The sequence below is a fragment of the Mycolicibacterium sp. Y3 genome, assembly GCF_051188035.1.
Lineage (GTDB): Bacteria > Actinomycetota > Actinomycetes > Mycobacteriales > Mycobacteriaceae > Mycobacterium > Mycobacterium fluoranthenivorans.
This window is the reverse complement of the sequence record NZ_JAVQLT010000001.1, coordinates 2,001,122-2,018,716: the sequence shown is the minus strand read 5'-3', so window position 1 is coordinate 2,018,716 and position 17,595 is coordinate 2,001,122. Positions and strand designations below refer to the sequence as shown.

At 67.6% G+C, this 17,595-nt stretch carries 11 protein-coding genes; 6 read left to right on the top strand and 5 right to left on the bottom strand.

All coding sequences use genetic code 11. From position 1 onward, the window contains the following. Positions 1 to 5: 5 nt before the first annotated feature. Positions 6 to 596, top strand: coding sequence for a TetR/AcrR family transcriptional regulator (locus QN239_RS09940; protein ID WP_499009947.1), 591 nt, complete (start codon positions 6 to 8; stop codon positions 594 to 596). Here QN239_RS09940 and QN239_RS09935 read toward each other — a convergent pair. The 3 genes from QN239_RS09935 to QN239_RS09925 are packed head-to-tail and all read right to left on the bottom strand — an operon-like array spanning position 568 to position 4,158. Then, the gene (locus tag QN239_RS09935) at positions 568 to 1,281 is read right to left on the bottom strand and encodes a siderophore-interacting protein (protein ID WP_499009946.1); all 714 of its coding nucleotides are present in this window, start codon (positions 1,279 to 1,281) and stop codon (positions 568 to 570) included. The two genes, QN239_RS09940 and QN239_RS09935, sit on opposite strands and share 29 nt — an antisense overlap. A gap of 43 nt (positions 1,282 to 1,324) precedes the next feature. Continuing rightward, positions 1,325 to 2,464, bottom strand: coding sequence for an acyltransferase family protein (locus tag QN239_RS09930; RefSeq protein ID WP_499009944.1), 1,140 nt, complete (start codon positions 2,462 to 2,464; stop codon positions 1,325 to 1,327). Then, entirely contained in the window at positions 2,461 to 4,158 is a 1,698-nt protein-coding gene (locus tag QN239_RS09925) for a DEAD/DEAH box helicase (protein ID WP_499009942.1), read from the bottom strand. The genes QN239_RS09930 and QN239_RS09925 overlap by 4 nt, the downstream gene beginning before the upstream one ends. 119 nt (positions 4,159 to 4,277) lie before the next feature. Between QN239_RS09925 and QN239_RS09920 the strand changes: the two genes are divergently transcribed. Genes QN239_RS09920 through QN239_RS09910 form a run of 3 tightly spaced genes read left to right on the top strand, consistent with a single transcriptional unit; the run spans position 4,278 to position 9,376 of the window. Next, on the top strand, positions 4,278 to 4,820 hold the full coding sequence (locus tag QN239_RS09920; RefSeq protein WP_090364079.1) for an LppP/LprE family lipoprotein: 543 nt from the start codon (positions 4,278 to 4,280) through the stop codon (positions 4,818 to 4,820). A gap of 54 nt (positions 4,821 to 4,874) precedes the next feature. Further along, positions 4,875 to 8,282 carry a TM0106 family RecB-like putative nuclease gene (locus QN239_RS09915; protein ID WP_499009940.1) on the top strand — a complete coding sequence of 1,136 codons (3,408 nt, stop codon included), beginning with the start codon at positions 4,875 to 4,877 and terminating at the stop codon, positions 8,280 to 8,282. Positions 8,283 to 8,317: 35 nt separating this feature from the next. Further along, positions 8,318 to 9,376 carry an HNH endonuclease signature motif containing protein gene (locus tag QN239_RS09910; RefSeq protein WP_499009938.1) on the top strand — a complete coding sequence of 353 codons (1,059 nt, stop codon included), beginning with the start codon at positions 8,318 to 8,320 and terminating at the stop codon, positions 9,374 to 9,376. A 15-nt stretch (positions 9,377 to 9,391) separates the two neighbouring features. Here QN239_RS09910 and QN239_RS09905 read toward each other — a convergent pair whose 3' ends face one another. Continuing rightward, positions 9,392 to 11,380 (bottom strand): MFS transporter, encoded by a 1,989-nt coding sequence (locus tag QN239_RS09905; protein WP_499009936.1) that lies wholly within the window; start codon positions 11,378 to 11,380, stop codon positions 9,392 to 9,394. Positions 11,381 to 11,433: 53 nt separating this feature from the next. Beyond that, positions 11,434 to 12,687 (bottom strand): multidrug effflux MFS transporter, encoded by a 1,254-nt coding sequence (locus tag QN239_RS09900; RefSeq protein ID WP_499009934.1) that lies wholly within the window; start codon positions 12,685 to 12,687, stop codon positions 11,434 to 11,436. Positions 12,688 to 12,842: 155 nt separating this feature from the next. On the opposite strand from QN239_RS09900, the gene QN239_RS09895 reads away from it, so the two are divergent. Together QN239_RS09895 and QN239_RS09890 are read left to right on the top strand one after the other, a co-directional pair. Continuing rightward, a complete protein-coding gene (locus tag QN239_RS09895) occupies positions 12,843 to 13,595 on the top strand; it encodes a hypothetical protein (RefSeq protein ID WP_499009932.1) in 753 nt (250 codons plus the stop codon). 207 nt (positions 13,596 to 13,802) lie between these two features. Beyond that, positions 13,803 to 17,531, top strand: a complete 3,729-nt coding sequence (locus tag QN239_RS09890) for a multifunctional oxoglutarate decarboxylase/oxoglutarate dehydrogenase thiamine pyrophosphate-binding subunit/dihydrolipoyllysine-residue succinyltransferase subunit (protein ID WP_499009930.1) — start codon at positions 13,803 to 13,805, stop codon at positions 17,529 to 17,531. Positions 17,532 to 17,595 lie beyond the last annotated feature (64 nt).

Sequence of the window (17,595 nt, the reverse complement as noted above, 5' to 3'; positions counted from 1 at the left end):
CAAGCATGCCGGACTGGCTCGCCGAGCGACGCACCGAGGTGGCGGCCGAACGCATTCTCGACGCCGCCGACGATCTGTTCACCCGGCGGGACGCGGCGACCGTGGGGATGAACGACATCGCCACGGCCGCAGGCTGTTCGCGCGCGACGCTGTACCGCTACTTCGAGAATCGCGATGTGCTGTACACCGCGTACGTGCACCGCGAGACGCAGCGGGTGTTCGGCGCGATCGGCAAGCAGCTTGCCGGCCTGACCGATCCGGACGAACGGCTGGTCACCGGGATGCTCGCCGCCGTGCAACGCGTCCGCGACACTCCCGCCCTGGCGTCCTGGTTCGCCAGCACCCACCGCCCCATCGGCGGCGATATGGCCGCGCAATCCGAGGTGATCGCAGCCTTGGCCCAGGGCTTCCTGGCGACACTGGGCGACACGACCGGAGTCGAGGCGAGGGCCCGCTGGGTGATCCGGATACTGGTGTCGCTGCTGCTGTTTCCCGGCCGCGACGCCGAGGACGAGCGCGCGATGCTGGAATCCTTCGTGGTGCCCGTGGTCAGGCCCGAGCAACCGGTCAGGCAGCCCAGTAGGCGCGCGCCTTGAGCGAGCGCTTCGGAATCTTGTAATCCTCCCGCAGGACCTTGGCCACCGCACGGGTCGTGCGGTTGTCACAGGCCACCCAACCGAAGTGCGCGGAGGCGTCGAATGCTGCCGCGGCCACCGCTTCGACGAGCGCCTCCCCCGCGTTCTTGCGGTCCACCCAGGTCACGCCGGGGCGTGCCACCGGCAGCTCACGGTCGCCCTCGTGTGCCGACTCCAGGAACACCCGGGCCGGTGCGTCGCCGATGGCTTCCAGAAGCGAGTTGATCGCCGGTAGCGAGGCGGTGTCGCCGACGATGACGTAACCCTCCGGCGCCGGTGCGGGCAGCACGAAATCGCTACCCAACACGGTCACCTCCAGGATGTCGCCCGGTGCGGCCTCGGTGGCCCACCGCGTGGCCAGCCCGTCGTGCAGGGCGAAGTCGATGTCCACCGTGCCCGCGACCGGATCGGGGTTGACCAAGGTGTAGCCACGCTGATGCGATTTGGCGCCGTCGGGAAACCAGCCGCGGACCCACATCGTCGGGTGGATGGGCCGGTCGGCGAGCAGCTCCGCGGCAGCGAAGTGCAGGCGCAGGAAGTGCGCAGTGATCTCGGTCCGGCCGGTCACCGTGAGTTCGTAGTCCCCGCCGCGCCACAGTTTGACGAGCGCGCCGGACAATCCGCGAGACGGCTTCTGCTCGGACAATGCATCCCCCTCGACGAGTGTTCAATGCTTAAGTAAGGGTACCCTATCCTCGCACTCGAGTGGCGCGGTGCAGAAGCCACGCCAGCGGGATGGTCACCGCCATCGTCCAGAAGAACAGCCACCACATCGGGCCGGTGTAGACCGGGTAGCCCAGGATCTCCACCATCACCAGCTCCATCAGGACCAGGTGGACGAGGAAGATCTCGTAGGAGATCTCACCGAGGAACACCATCGGCCTGCTGCCCAGCAGCCGTGAGTACCAACCGTGATCTCCCAACGCCAGGGGAGCGACCACAAGCGTGGCGATGACCGCGTAGAAGGCGGTCTTGACCAGTGCCTCGGACAGCTTGGCCGGCGAGGTGGTGGGTTCACCGGCGATCGGGGTGGCCACGATGAGGTAGCTGACCAGAGCCAACGGGATACACACCATCGCGTAGGCCCGCACCCCGATCGCCTGCAGCACCGCCAGCAGCATGCCGCCGAGGAACCAGGGCAGATAGGTCGGCAGCCACAAGCGGGCGCCGTCCGGCAGCCCCTGCGTGGTGTGCACCAGCGCCAGCCACGCCGGGTTGACGGCGAGCAGCCCGAACAACCCGATGATCAGCAGTCCCGGCCGCCAGCGCCGCCGGCACAGCACCACCAGCAACAGCCAGGCGAGCAGAGGCAGCGCGACGTAGAACGCCGCCTCGACCGCCAGGCTCCACATCTGTGTGAGCCCCTGGTGCAGATAGGAGAACAGGTAGTTGTCGGTGTAGATCTGGGTCAGCGTCAGATTGCGGAGCAGACCGGTCCAGTTATGGCCGGGATTCGGCCCGGCCTCGCGAAAGTGATAGATGGCGTAGGCGGCCAGCACCGTGACGACGTACGCCGGCATGATGCGGCGCACTCGGTGCCAGGCGTAGCGGCGCACCGACGGCGCGACGGCCCCGGCGGCCGCCCTGTCGACCCAGGGTTTGAACAGCAGATAACCGGACAGCACGAAGAAGATCGGCACGCCGATCTCGGCACGGGACAACAGCAGACCCACGTAGCCGTGGTTGTACTTGCCGGTGGTGTACGCCGCATGGGTGAGCACCACCAGCAAGGCCGCGAGTGCCCGCACACCGGTGAGCGACGCGACGCGGTCCACCGAAGTGACCGACTCCAGGCCGCCCTGTTCGCATGTCTCCGGTCGCAGCGTCACGAATCCTTGCGTCGTGGCTTCTGCGGGCGATCGGGTTGCAGGTTGATCAACACACCCTGAATGCGGGTGTTCTCAAGGGCTTTGAACACCTTGCCCGGCAATTTGGCCGGCAGTTCCACCAGCGAGTGGTCGACGCGGATGGAGATGTGGCCGAAATCGCTGCGGTGCAGACCGCCCTCGTTGGCGATGGCACCGACGATGGCGCCGGGCGCGACCTTGTGCCGCTTGCCCACCGCGATGCGGTAGGTCGCCAGATCGCTGCGCGTGCTGTGCTTCTTGTGCCCGTGCCCGGGCCCGTCCTCGCGCGGCGCCCGGTCCTCGCGCTCGCGCCGCTTCTCCGGCGGCGGCTCGGTCATCAGGAAGGCTTCACCGTCACGCGACTCCAGCGCCAGCGCGGCGGCGATATCGGCGATCGGCACGTCGTGGTCGCGCTCGTAGTCCTCGATGAGCCTGCGGAACAGCTCGATGCCCGGCGCGTTGAGTGCGTCACTGATCGAATCGTTGAACTTGGCCACTCGCTGGGCGTTGACGTCGTCGACGCTGGGCAGTTCGATCTCGATGAGCTTCTGCCGGCTGATGCGCTCGATCGACTTCAGCAGATGACGTTCGCGCGGCGACACGAACAGCAGTGCCGTACCCGAGCGGCCCGCCCGGCCGGTACGGCCGATGCGGTGCACATAGGACTCCGGGTCGTGCGGGATGTCGTAGTTGAGCACGTAGGTGATGCGGTCGACGTCCAGGCCGCGCGCCGCCACATCGGTGGCCACCAGGATGTCGATGCCCTTGGCGCCGCCCGCCTTGAGATTGGCGATGGTCCGCTCACGCTGCGCCTGGGCGATGTCGCCGTTGATGGCGGCGGCGGAGAATCCGCGCGCGCGCAGCTTCTCGGCGACCTCCTCGGTGGCCTGCTTGGTCCTGACGAAGATGATCATCGCGTCGAACTCTTCGACCTCGAGCACCCGCGTCAGCGCGTCCATCTTGCGCCGGCCGTCCACCTGGATGAACCGCTGTGTGATGTTCTCCGCCGTGGCCGTCTTCGTCTTGACCGCCACTTCGACGGCATCCTGCAGGTACTTGCTGGTGATCTTGCGGATGGCCGGCGGCATGGTGGCCGAGAACAGCGCCACCTGCTTGTACTCGGGAGTGTCGGCCAGGATCCGCTCGACGTCCTCGGCGAAGCCCATCTGGAGCATCTCGTCGGCCTCGTCGAGCACCAGGTAGTCCAGGTGCGAGAGGTCCAGGCGGCCCTTCTCCAGATGGTCGATCACGCGCCCCGGCGTGCCGACCACGATCTGTGCACCGCGCTTGAGCCCGGCCAACTGCGGACCGTAGGAGGAACCGCCGTAGATCGGCAGCACATTGATACCGGGCAGGTGCGCGCCATAGCGCCCGAAAGCCTCCGCCACCTGCAGCGCAAGCTCACGCGTCGGCGCCAGCACCAGTGCCTGGGTGTGCTTGCTGGACGGGTCGATCTTGGACAGGATCGGGATCGCGAACGCCGCGGTCTTCCCGGTGCCGGTCTGGGCCAGGCCCACGACATCGGACCCGGCCAGCATCGGCGGAATCGTCGCGGCCTGGATCGCCGACGGCGACTCGTAGCCGACGTCTTTGACGGCCTGCAGCACAGCCGGGTGAATCTGCAGGTCAGCGAAGGTCGTCTCGGCGTCGGTCGCGCCGTCATCAGGGGAAGTCATTTCACGAGCAGTCTAGAGCGTGCGCGCCGCCCTGCCTGGCGGAGCCGGATTCCCGTCGCTCCGCTTGCCTCGGCAAGCAGGTACGGTTCGGTGTTGTGCGGAGGGTGGCGCTGGGGGCGATGCTGGCGGTGGCAGTCACATCGGGACCCCTCCTGACGAGCTGTGGATCGAGCGATTCGACCGTCTCCAAGACACCGGAAGCCAGCACCGGGCAGGCCCCCGTTCCGTCTGTGGCCGCACCCGCACCCATCGTCACCCCGACGACGGCGGCTCCCGCCCCCGATCCCTGCGCGGTGAACCTGGCCGCCCCCGAGATCGTCAAGGCGGTGTCCGAACTTCCCCGCGATCCGCGCAGCAATCAGGCATGGAGCCCGGAGCCCTTGGCAGGCAACTACAACGAGTGCGCGCCCCTGTCGGTGGTGATCGTCAAGGCCAACACCAACGCGCCGAACGCCAGCACTCGGGCCGTGATGTTCCACCTCGGCAAGTTCATCCCGACCGGGGTGCCCGACACCTACGGCTTCAACGGCATCGACGAGACCGCCAGCACCGGCGACACCGTCGCCCTGAAATTCAGCAACGGCACGCCCGGGTTGGACAGCGTGGTGCGATTCCGCTGGAACGGCAACGGCGTCGAGCTGATCGGCAACACCGGGCACTGAGTCGTCGGCACTGTCGTCGTCGAGGTTGTCGGCCGTCTCCCCTAGCCTGGGGGCGTGTTCGTGGCCGACGATCGTGTGATCTACAGCGCCTCCGATCTCGCGGCCGCGGCCCGGTGTGAATACGCGCTGCTGCGTTCGTTCGACGCGCAACTGGGCCGTGGCCCGAAGGTGTCGGCCGCCGACGAACTTCTGGCCCGCACCGCAGCGCTCGGCCACGACCACGAACAGCGCCATCTGGAGGAGCTGCGCACCGAGGACACGGTCACCGTGATCGGGCGGCCGCCCTACACGGTCGCGGGTCTCACCGCCGCCGCCGAGCAGACCATGGCCGCGGTGGAGCGCCGGGCACCCGCGATCTATCAGGCGGCGATGTTCGACGGCCGGTTCGCCGGGTTCGCCGACTTCCTGCATCTCGAGTCCGGTCCAGCCGGGCAGCGCTATCGACTTCGGGACACGAAACTGTCCCGGTCGGTGAAGGTGGAGGCGCTGCTGCAGCTGGCCGCCTATGCCGACGCACTGACCACTGCTGGTGTCCCGGTGGCTGCGGAGGTGGAGTTGGTGCTCGGCGACGGCGCGGTGTCGCGGTACCAGGTCGACGAGCTGCTGCCGGTCTACCTGCCGCGGCGCGCGGCCCTGCAGCGGCTGCTCGACGAGCATCTGGCCGGCGACCGGCCGGTGTCCTGGGCCGACGAGCAGGTGCGGGCCTGTTTCCGGTGCCCCGAGTGCAGCGTGCAGGTGAAGGAGACCGATGACCTCCTGCTGGTCGCCGGGATGCGCACCAGCCAGCGTGCCCGGTTGATCGACGCCGGCATCGGCACGGTGCACCAGTTGGCCGCCCACGAGGGTGCGGTGCCTGAACTGTCCAAGCGCACCGTCACGACGCTGACCGCGCAGGCGCGACTGCAGATCGCCGAGCGGATCGACGGCAAACCACCGTTCGAGGTCGTCGACGCGCAGCCGCTGATGGTGCTGCCCGACGCGGACAAGGGTGACCTGTTCTTCGATTTCGAGGGCGATCCGTTGTGGACGGTCAACGGCCGCGACTGGGGTCTGGAGTACCTGTGGGGCGTGCTGACCGTCGCCGACGAGTTCACCCCCTTCTGGGCGCACGACCGGGAAGCCGAGCGCCGGGCACTGGTCGATTTCCTGGCCATGGTGCGCAAACGGTTGAAGCGCTATCCGAAGATGCACATCTACCACTACGCGGCGTACGAGAAGAGCACCCTGCTGCGGCTGGCCGGCCGGTACGGCGTCGGCGAGAACGAAGTGGACGACCTGCTGCGCAACGGAATTCTGGTCGACCTCTACCCGTTGGTGCGCAAGAGCATTCGCGTCGGCACCGAGAGCTACAGCATCAAGTACCTCGAACCGCTGTACATGGGTGGCGAGCTGCGCGACGGCGAGGTGACCAATGCCGCCGACTCCATCACCCAATACGCCCGGTACTGCGCCCTGCGCGACGAGGGCGACGCCGACGAGGCAGCCAACGTGCTCAAGGAGATCGAGGACTACAACCGCTACGACTGCCGCTCCACGCGCCGGTTGCGCGACTGGCTGGTGGCCCGGGCCATCGAATCGTCGGTCCCGCCCCGCGGGCCGCAACCGTTGCGGGACACAGCGGCTCAGGACGAAGTCAAGGTCGCCGACGCACTCGATCGCACCCTGATGAAATTCGCGGGCGACGGTATCGAGGAACGCACGCCGGAGCAGACCGCCGTCGCGATGGTGGCCGCCGCCCGCGGATTCCACAAACGCGAGGACAAACCCTTCTGGTGGGCGCACTTCGACCGCGTCAACAATCCTGTCGACGAATGGTCGGACAACAGTGATGTTTTCGTCGCCGAACGAGCCGAAGTCGTCAACGACTGGCACCAACCGCCCAAGGCGCGCAAGCCCCAACGTCATGTCCGACTGACCGGCGAACTCGCCAACGGCGGACTCGCGCACGACATGTACGCGCTCTACGACCCGCCGGCACCCGCCGGCCTGACCGATGATCCCGACCGCCGCGCGTTCGGATCGGTCGCGGTGCTCGAATGCGACGACCCCGAGGTTCCGACGGCGGTCGTGATCTGCGAGCGGGAACCGAAGGGCGGCAGCACCTTCGATCAGCTGCCCTTTGCGCTGACACCCGGTCCACCGATCAACACCAAACCGCTGCAGGAGTCGATCGCGGATACCGCGGCGGCGGTCGGAGCGGGACTACCCGACCTGCCCGCCGATGCCGTCACCGACATCCTGTTACGCCGCGCACCGCGCATGGTCGGCGGTGGGCCGCTGCCTCGCACCGGCGACGTGGCCGCGGATATGGGCACCGCGCTGCTGGCCCTGGACTCGTCGTATCTGGCCGTGCACGGCCCGCCCGGCACCGGCAAGACGTTCACCTCCGCCAAGGTCATCGAGCGCTTGGTCAACGGGCATGGTTGGCGCGTCGGCGTGGTGGCTCAATCACATGCCGTGGTGGAGAACCTGTTCCGCGATGTCATCGCCGCCGGGGTCGACGGCGCGCGGGTGGGCAAGAAGGTGAATACGGTGAACTCCGGCTGGACCGCGCTGACCAACCCCGAGTTCGCAGGTTTCATCGCGAACAACGAGGGCTGCGTCGTGGGCGGAACGGGGTGGGACTTCGCCAATGCCAACAAGATCCCGAGGCGGGCGCTGGATCTTCTGGTCATCGAAGAGGCCGGTCAGTACAGTCTGGCCAACACCATCGCGGTGGCCCCGTCGGCCCGCAATCTGATGCTGCTGGGCGACCCGCAGCAGCTGCCGCAGGTCAGTCAGGGTACCCATCCCGAGCCGGTCGACGGTTCCGCGTTGGGCTGGCTGGTCGACGGGCATCACACGCTGCCCGAGGAGCGAGGCTACTTCCTCGACTACTCGTTCCGGATGCACCCCGCCGTGTGCGGACCCATCTCCCGGTTGTCCTATGACGGCCGCCTCCGGGCACGCGAAGAGGTCAGCGGCGCAAGGCATCTGGAGGGCGTGACGCCGGGCGTACGGGTGCTGACCGTCGATCACGACGGCAACTCCACCGACAGCCCGGAGGAAGCACAGGCGATCGTCGCCGAGATCACCGCGCTGCTGGGTACCCCCTGGACCGATGAGCACGGCACGGTCGCGCTGGCCGCACAGCACGTCCTCGTCGTCACCCCCTACAACGCACAGGTGGTGACGTTGCGCCGCGCGCTGGACACGGCAGGCCTGGCCGAGGTCGAAGTGGGCACCGTCGACAAGTTCCAGGGGCGGCAGGCGCCGGTCGTCTTCATCTCTATGGCGACCTCCTCGGCCGAGGAGGCCCCTCGCGGAGTGTCGTTCCTGTTCAACAGGAATCGACTCAACGTGGCGGTCAGCAGGGCCAAGTACACCGCATTCATCGTGCGGTCGGCACATCTGACCGACTACCTGCCCGCCACCCCCGACCGGCTGATCGAACTCGGCGCGTTCCTGGCACTCACCAGCTGACCCTACTTGTCGGACCCCTCTGCGAGAATGTTCTTATGTCCAGTACCGCAACATCTTTGGCCGCCGGACAGCGGCTGGAGATGTTGTTCGACGAGATCGCCGAGTTGTGCGGACAACGCAATGCCATCGACGGGCGCCTGGTACAGATCGTGGCCGAATTGGAGCGCGAGGAGCTCGCCGGCCTGACCGGCGCACGTTCCATGTCCGCGTTGGTGGCGTGGAAGACCGGGGTCGCCCCGCGTAACGCCGAGACGGTGGTGGCGGTAGCACGGCGGCTGCAGGAGTTTCCGCGTTGCACCGAAGCCCTGCGTGAAGGCCGGTTGTCTCTGGATCAGGTCGGGGTGATCGCCGAACGCGCCGCCGCCGGCTCCGATGCGCATTACGCCGAACTCGCTGCGGTGGCCACCGTCAGCCAGTTGCGCACCGCAATCACGATGGAACCGCGACCCGATCCCGAGACACCGCCCGAATCCGGGCCCGAGGTCACCACAACCTCCACCGGGGAGCGGTACACCACTTATCGGATTCGGCTGCCGCGGCTGGAAGCCGCGAAATTCGATGCCGCGCTGCAGTCCCATCACGATGCGCTGATCGCCGAAGCCAAGGGCGACGCCGGTGAAGCGTTCCCGACGCGGGTGGATGCGTTCATGAGCCTGGTTGAGGCCGGCTGGGATTCCGACGTCGCGCGCCGCCCGCATGGGCAGCACACCACCGTGGTCGTGCACCTCGATGTCGAGAAGCCAGCAGCTGCGCTGCATCTGGGCCCGGTCCTCTCCGAGGGCGAACGCCGCTACCTGCTCTGTGATGCCATCTGCGAGGTGTGGTTCGAACGCCACGGCCAACCGATCGGCGCCGGCCGGACCACCCGCACCATCAGCCGCCGACTGCGCCGGGCACTGGAGCACCGCGACCGCTGCTGCGTCGTGCCGGGCTGCGGTGCCACCCGCGGACTGCACGCCCACCACCTCACCCACTGGGAGGACGGCGGGTACAGCAACCTCGACAACCTGGTCCCGCCCTACCCCGGACCGACCGGCGAACGCGCCCAATGGTGGTGGTACCAACCCTTCGAACCACCACCAGGGGTCAACTAGATCGCTGACCGTCCGTCACTCGTCGCGGGAGTGCCTGCCTCGACTGGGGCGCGAATGTCTGCCCTCGGATGGCGCCTCGGCCTGATCGTCGGACGGCGGTAAGGGCTGGAGCCAGCCGCCCTGGTCAGCGTGGAAACCGTTGTGCGGGCGGGCGATCTGGTCCACCGGACGGTCCGCGAGCAGATCGTCGAGGATGCTGCGCCACGCGCGATCGGGTTCCGGTTCCGGTTCTGGTTCGGGTTCCGGTTCTGGTTCGGGTTCGACGTGCTGCCAGGTGTCGACGGGCCCGGCGTGCCAGGTATCGGCGGGCGCGGGCAGCGGGTGTTCGACATGGGCATACAGCGGTTCGGTCATCGACTCATCCGCCATCCCATCGACGACGGGGAGCAGGTCAGTTGGCGCATCGGCTCCGGTGCAGCGGGCGGCCGGTTCAGCCCAGTCCACCGTGTACTCGATGTAGTCATCCTCGTCGTGCCAGTGCTCGTCCACGGAATGCTGCGGCGGCGGGGACGGGAGCCGCGGCGCGGGCAGGCCGGTGACCAACCGGGGCGCGCCGACGCTGCCGCGCAGGAACAGCGCGGCGACCACCCCGAACAACGCCACGAACGCGGGCAGCAACAGCGATTGGGACAGCGCCGCCGAGAACGGCTCGCGCAGGAAATCCGGCAGGACGGTGGCCTGCCCCTCGGCACCGGCGGGTGCGGCGCCGCCGGCCGGCATCTCGGCCCCGATCCGCGAGGTCATGAACGCCGCCATCCCGGCACTGCCGAGCACCGAGCCGACCTGACGGGTGGTGTTGTAGACGCCGGACCCGGCCCCCGCGAGCTGGGGCGGCAGGTTGCGGGTCGCGGTGGCCGCCAGCGGTGACCAGATGAATGCCATCCCCGCTCCCATCACCGTCAGCGGGAGCAACAACCGCCAGATGGGTGTGCTGGGCGTCAACTCGATCGACAACCAGGTCAGCCCGATCGCCATGGCCGCGAAACCGAACCCGATGATCGGGGCGGGATGCGCCCGGTCGACGATGCGCCCCACGACCGGTGCCAGCACACCCGTCGCGATGGCCATCGGCGCGGTGAGCAATGCCGACCGGGTGTAGGACAACCCGCACACCGCGGGCGCATAGAACATGACAGGCAGGATCATCGCGGTCACCGTGAAGCCGATCACGGCGATGCCGACATTCGACAGGGTGAAGTCGCGGTCCCGGAAGATCGTCAGCGGGATCAGCGGCTCGCGCGGGTTGACGGCCTGCCAGTAGACGAATGCGGCCATGAAACCCGTGCCCGCGACGATGGTGGCCCTGATCCAGGGCGCCCAGTGGTGCGACTGGCCCTCCTGCAGTCCGAACACGATGAGGAACATCGCGATGCCGGACAGCGCGACGCCGAGCACGTCGAAACTGTGCTTCTTGGTGGGCAACGCCGGAACCAGCCATACCGCCAGCCCCAGGCCGAGCACACCGATCGGCACGTTGACGAAGAAGATCCACTGCCAGCCCAGCCCGTCGACCAGGACGCCACCGGCCAGCGGTCCGACCAGGGTGGCCACCCCGGCGGTCGCACCCCACACACTCATCGCCACGCCGCGGCGGTCCGGCGGGAAGATGCGGGTGATCGTCGACAGGGTCTGCGGCGTCAGCAATGCCGCCCCGATGCCCTGCACCACCCGCGCGGCGATCAGCATCTCGATCGAGCCGGACAGGCCGCACCACAGCGAAGCCAGGGTGAACACCCCCAGCCCCAGCAGGTAGAGGTTCTTGGGGCCGAACCGGTCACCGAGGCGGCCGGCCACCAACAGCGGTACGGCGTAGGCCAGCAGATAGGCGCTGGTCACCCAGATGACACCGTCGTAGTCGGTGGACAACGCCTCCATGACGCGTTTGTTGGCCACGGCGACGATCGTCGAGTCGACGAGGATCATGAAGAACCCGACCAACATCGCCCACAGGGCGTGCCAGGGGTTGGCCGGGCGCACGCGTTGCTCAGTCAGGATTTCGGGCATCTACTCGGGGTGTCGAAGAGGCGGCGCGACCGATGCGCCGTACTGCCGACAACTTACGCCGCGTCGGCGACAGGCTCGCCGGCCGGCACATCCTCGGACTCCGCGGTGGCGGACCCGACCGCCAGCAGCGCGAACAGTGCGACGCTCGAACCGACGACCATCACCAGGGCGAGCGCGAACTCGTTGTTGCCGAGCACCCCGACCAGTGGAGCCACGGCGGCGCCCAGTCCGAACTGGGCCGCACCCAACAGCGCGGCCGCTGTCCCCGCCGCGTCGGAATGTCGGGACAGTGCCACCGCGGGCGCGTTCGGGATGACCAGACCCATGGCGGCGAGGATCAGCCAGATCGGTACCAAAAAGCCCCACAGTCCCCCGACTTCGCCGAGCGCGAGCGCGACGAACACCGCCGCGGTGACCGCCGACGCGGTCAGGGCCGACACCGTGATGGTCTGTGGCGTGAACCGCTTGAGCAGCAGCACGTTGGCCTGGGTCGCGCCGATCAGTGCGACCGCCCCGGCGGCGAATACCAGCGCGAAGGTCTGCTGGTCCAGCCCGTAGTGGCCCTGCAGCACGAACGGCGCCGCGGCGATGTAGCCGAACAGTCCGGCCATGCCGAGGGCGGCGACCAGAACCAGGATGACGAACCGCACGTCACGCAACAGCTCGCCGTAGGTCGCGAGGATATTGCGCACGTGCAGCGGACGCCGGTGCGATACCGGCAGGGTCTCGGGCAGCGCCAGCGCGGCCATCAGCAGAAGGGCGCCGGCCAGCACCACCAGCGCGGCGAACACCCAGTGCCAGGAGGCCTTGAGCAGCACGACGGCCCCCAGAGACGGCGCGATCACCGGTGCCACACCGAGCACGAGCATCAGCCGCGACATCACCGTGGCCGCGGCGGTACCCGTGTACAGATCACCGACCACCGCGATCGCGACGACCGACGCGGCGGCCGCTCCGACACCCTGCAGCCCGCGGCCGAGCCCCAGCACGACGATATTCGGGGCGAACAGGCATATCAGGGACGCGACCATGTGCAGCACGATCCCGGCCATCAGCGGCCGGCGCCGGCCCAGCGAATCCGACAACGATCCGACCACCAGCTGGCCCAGCGCCAGCCCGGCCAAGGTGCCGGTCAGCGTGAGCTGCACCACCGAGGAGGACACCGACAGGTCGCCGGCGATGCGCGGCAGGGCAGGCAGGTACATATCGATGGTGAGTGGGCCGAGCGCGATCAGCAGCCCCAGCACCGTGATGATCCGGATGCGGCTGGGGGTCTGGATCGCTTCCACGCTCACGGATGTTGCCACGGTCAGAGGCAGCGCCGCACGTCCGTTTTTTCTTCCGCGCTGGGCGAACAGTGACCGCCGTCACGTTCGGGCACCGAGGCTCCGGCGCCGGTCGTTGACGAGAAGTTAGCCTTGTTGTGCATACAGGGCACGGGATCTGCACAGGAGACACAGCGATGAACGCTCGGTCCAACACCACGAGCCGGCTTCCGGCTACCCGTGACGGCGTCGACGAGGATCCCAGCGCGGCCGCCAAGGTCCTTTCGCAACTCTTGGAACGCAGCACCCGGTTGCAGGCGCCCGCGGTCACCGCCTACGTCCGCCGGTTGCGCGACAAGAAGCCCGACGCCACCCCCGCCGAGATCATCACCAGCCTGGAGAAGCACTACCTGGCCGCGGTGATGGCCAGTGGCGCGGCGGTCGGGTCGGCCGCGGCGTTCCCCGGTATCGGGACGCTGGCCGCGCTGTCGGCGGTGGCGGGCGAGACCGTGGTGTTCCTGGAAGCGACCGCCGTCTTCGTCCTGGCAGTGGCCGAGGCACACGGCATCCCGGCCGAGCATCGGGAACGGCGCCGCGCCCTGGTGTTGGCGGTGCTGGTCGGCGATGACAGCAAGCACGCGGTGGCCGACCTGCTGGGCAGCGGGCGCACCAGCGGCGCCTGGCTGTCCGACGGTGCTGCGACGCTGCCGTTGCCCGCGGTGTCCCAGTTGAACAACAGGCTGCTGCGGTTCTTCGTGAAGAAGTACACGCTCAAGCGCGGCGCGATCGCCTTCGGGAAGCTGCTGCCGGTCGGCATCGGTGCCGTCGTCGGTGGGGTGGGCAACCGGCTGATGGGTAAGAAGATCGTCGGCAACGCCGGCCGGGCATTCGGTAATCCGCCGCCCCGCTGGCCGTCCACCTTGCTCGTTCTGCCCGCGCCGCGTCCGTAGAACCGGACATATCGACCCACTTGCCACTGACATAACCGGCCATATGTCAGCTCGGGTCACCGGCCTGGTGCGTCAGTCCGATGTGCCTGGTCGCGCCGCGACCGGAAGCGATAGCCTTGTTGCGGCCGAGCGCGGATATCCGCACACACGTGGTGGGCTCGTCACACACGCCCGCCGTGACAGATGGAATCGAGGCGAAGAACTGCCGTGACCAGTTCCCCATCCCCCTTCGGACAGAACGAGTGGCTGGTCGAGGAGATGTATCGCAAGTTCCGCGAAGATCCCTCCTCGGTAGACCCCAGTTGGCATGAATTCCTCGTCGACTACTCGCCCGAACCGGTGACCGAGACGGTCGCCACCAACGGTGCCGCCGCCCGCCCCGCGCCCGCCGCCGCGCCCACCCCGGCACCGGCACCGGCACCGGCACCGGCGCCCGCCAAGGCCGCGGCTCCGGTCGCTCCCGCCACCCCGGCACCGGCCTCTCCCGCCGCCACACCCAAGGCTTCTCCCGCCGCCGCACAGGCAAAGCCCGCCGATGACTCCGAGGTCTCGGTGCTGCGCGGCGCCGCCGCGGCCGTGGTGAAGAACATGAACGCCTCGCTGGAGGTCCCCACCGCCACCAGCGTGCGGGCCATCCCGGCCAAGCTGATGATCGACAACCGCGTCGTCATCAACAACCATCTCAAGCGCACCCGCGGCGGCAAGATCAGCTTCACCCACCTGCTGGGATACGCGATCGTGCAGGCCGTCAAGAAATTCCCGAACCTGAACCGGCACTTCGCCGAGGTGGACGGTAAGCCGAGTGTCGTCACACCCGCGCATACGAACCTGGGCCTGGCCATCGACCTGCAGGGCAAGGACGGCAAGCGCCAGCTCGTCGTGGCAGCCATCAAGCGTTGCGAGACAATGCAATTCGGCCAGTTCATCGCCGCCTACGAGGACATCGTGCGGCGCGCCCGCGACGGCAAGCTCACCGCCGAGGACTTTGCCGGCGTGACGATCTCGCTGACCAACCCGGGCACCATCGGCACCGTGCACTCGGTGCCGCGGCTGATGAGCGGCCAGGGCGCGATCATCGGCGCCGGCGCCATGGAGTACCCCGCCGAATTCCAGGGCGCCAGCCCGGAACGCATCGCCGATCTGGGTATCGGCAAGCTCATCACGCTGACGTCGACCTACGACCACCGCATCATCCAGGGTGCGGAATCCGGCGACTTCCTGCGCACCATCCACCAACTGCTGCTCGATGACGACTTCTTCGACGAGATCTTCCGCGAGCTGGGCATCCCCTACGAGCCGGTGCGCTGGCGTATCGACAACCCGGATTCGATCGCGGACAAGAACGCCCGCATCATCGAGCTGATCGCCGCCTACCGCAACCGCGGTCACCTGATGGCCGATATCGACCCGCTGCGCCTGGACAAGACCCGGTTCCGCAGCCACCCCGACCTGGACGTGCTCACCCACGGCCTGACCCTGTGGGACCTGGACCGCGAGTTCAAGGTCGACGGGTTCGCCGGCAAGGAGTACAAGAAACTCCGCGACGTGCTGTCGGTGCTGCGCGACGCCTACTGCCGCCACGTCGGTGTGGAGTACACCCACATCCTGGAGCCCGAGCAGCAGAAGTGGTTGCAGGAGCGTATCGAGGTCAGACACGAGAAGCCGACCGTCGCCGAGCAGAAGTACATCCTGAGCAAGCTCAACGCCGCCGAAGCGTTCGAGACCTTCCTTCAGACCAAATACGTTGGGCAGAAGCGCTTCTCACTGGAAGGCGCCGAGACCGTCATCCCGATGATGGACGCCGCCATCGACCAGGCCGCCGAGCACGGGCTCGACGAGGTGGTCATCGGCATGCCGCACCGCGGTCGGCTCAACGTGCTGGCCAACATCGTCGGCAAGCCCTACGTGCAGATCTTCAGCGAGTTCGAGGGCAACCTGAATCCGTCGCAGGCGCACGGTTCCGGTGACGTGAAATACCACCTCGGTGCGAGCGGCACCTACCTGCAGATGTTCGGGGACAACGACATCGAGGTCTCGCTGGTGGCCAACCCCAGCCACCTGGAGGCCGTCGACCCGGTGCTCGAGGGCCTGGTGCGCGCCAAGCAGGACCTGCTGGACTCCGCAGAAGGGGCAGACGGCGGCTCCGAGAAGTTCTCCGTGGTGCCGATGATGCTGCACGGTGACGCCGCGTTCGCGGGTCAGGGAGTGGTGGCCGAGACGCTGAACCTGGCGCTGCTGCGCGGGTACCGCACCGGCGGCACCATCCACATCATCGTCAACAACCAGATCGGCTTCACCACCTCGCCGCAGGACTCCCGCTCCAGCGAGTACTGCACCGACGTCGCGAAAATGGTTGGCGCACCGATCTTCCACGTCAACGGTGACGACCCGGAAGCCTGTGTGTGGGTGGCCCGGCTGGCCATGGAGTTCCGCCAGCAGTTCAAGAAGGACGTCATCATCGACATGCTGTGCTACCGCCGCCGCGGGCACAACGAAGGCGATGACCCCTCGATGACGCAGCCCGAGATGTACGACGTGATCGACCACAAGCGCGGCGTCCGCAAGACCTACACCGAAGCACTGATCGGTCGTGGCGACATCTCGATCAAAGAGGCCGAGGATGCGCTGCGCGATTACCAGGGTCAGCTGGAACGCGTCTTCAACGAGGTGCGCGAGCTGGAGAAGCACACCATCGAGCCGAGCGAATCGGTCGAATCCGACCAGCTCACCCCGAAGGGGCTGAACACCGCGGTCGACAAGTCGCTGCTGGCCCGTATCGGCGACGCCCATCTGTCCGCGCCGGAGGGGTTCAACGTGCACCCGCGGGTGCAGCCCGTCCTCGACAAGCGCCGGGAGATGGCCTACGAGGGCAAGGTCGACTGGGCGTTCGGCGAGCTACTGGCGTTGGGAACCCTTGTCGCCGAAGGCAAGACGGTCCGGCTTACGGGTCAGGACGTCCAGCGCGGTACGTTCACCCAGCGCCACGCGGTGATCGTGGATCGCAAGACCGGTGCCGAGTTCACCCCGCTGGACCTGCTAACCGTGGACGTCGACGGCAATCCGACCGGCGGCAAGTTCCTGGTGTACAACTCGGCGCTGTCCGAGTTCGCAGCGGTCGGTTTCGAATACGGCTACTCGGTGGGCGATCCCGACGCCATCGTGTTGTGGGAAGCCCAGTTCGGCGATTTCGTCAACGGTGCGCAGTCCATCATCGACGAGTTCATCTCCTCGGGCGAGGCCAAGTGGGGCCAGCTCTCCGACGTCGTGCTGCTGCTGCCGCACGGTCATGAGGGCCAGGGCCCCGACCACACCTCGGGTCGCATCGAGCGGTTCCTGCAGGTGTGCGCCGAGGGTTCGATGACCGTCGCGATGCCGTCCACCCCGGCCAACTACTTCCACCTGTTGCGCCGGCACGCCCTGGACGGCATCCACCGTCCGCTCATCGTCTTCACGCCGAAGTCGATGCTGCGCAACAAGGCGGCGGTCAGCGAGATCAAGGACTTCACCGAGATCAAGTTCCGCTCGGTGCTTGAGGAGCCCACCTACGAGGACGGTATCGGCGACCGTTCGAAGGTGACACGGGTACTGCTGACCAGCGGCAAGATCTACTACGAGCTGGTCGCGCGGAAGGCCAAGGAGCAGCGCGACGATATCGCGATCGTGCGGATCGAGCAGCTCTACCCGCTGCCCAAGCGCAGGCTGAACGCGACGCTCGACCAGTACCCGAATGCACAGCAGTTCTTCTGGGTACAGGAGGAGCCGGCCAACCAGGGTGCGTGGCCGACGTTCGGGCTGTCGCTGCCGGAGTTGTTGCCGGACAAGCTGTCCGGGATCAAGCGGATCTCGCGGCGGGCCATGAGCGCCCCGTCGTCGGGTAGCTCGAAGGTGCACGCCGTCGAGCAGCAGGAGATCATCGACCAGTCGTTCGCCCCGTAGGACGCCGAACGTAGAAATGCGCGAGATCCCTCAGCGGATCTCGCGCATTTCTGCGTTGAACGGG

Coding starts and splice junctions, on each gene's coding strand:
- QN239_RS09940 (WP_499009947.1), top strand. CDS start 6: ATGCCGGACTGGCTCGCCGAGCGACGCACCGAGGTGGCGGCCGAACGC.
- QN239_RS09925 (WP_499009942.1), bottom strand. CDS start 4,158: ATGACTTCCCCTGATGACGGCGCGACCGACGCCGAGACGACCTTCGCT.
- QN239_RS09920 (WP_090364079.1), top strand. CDS start 4,278: ATGCTGGCGGTGGCAGTCACATCGGGACCCCTCCTGACGAGCTGTGGA.
- QN239_RS09910 (WP_499009938.1), top strand. CDS start 8,318: ATGTCCAGTACCGCAACATCTTTGGCCGCCGGACAGCGGCTGGAGATG.
- QN239_RS09905 (WP_499009936.1), bottom strand. CDS start 11,380: ATGCCCGAAATCCTGACTGAGCAACGCGTGCGCCCGGCCAACCCCTGG.
- QN239_RS09895 (WP_499009932.1), top strand. CDS start 12,843: ATGAACGCTCGGTCCAACACCACGAGCCGGCTTCCGGCTACCCGTGAC.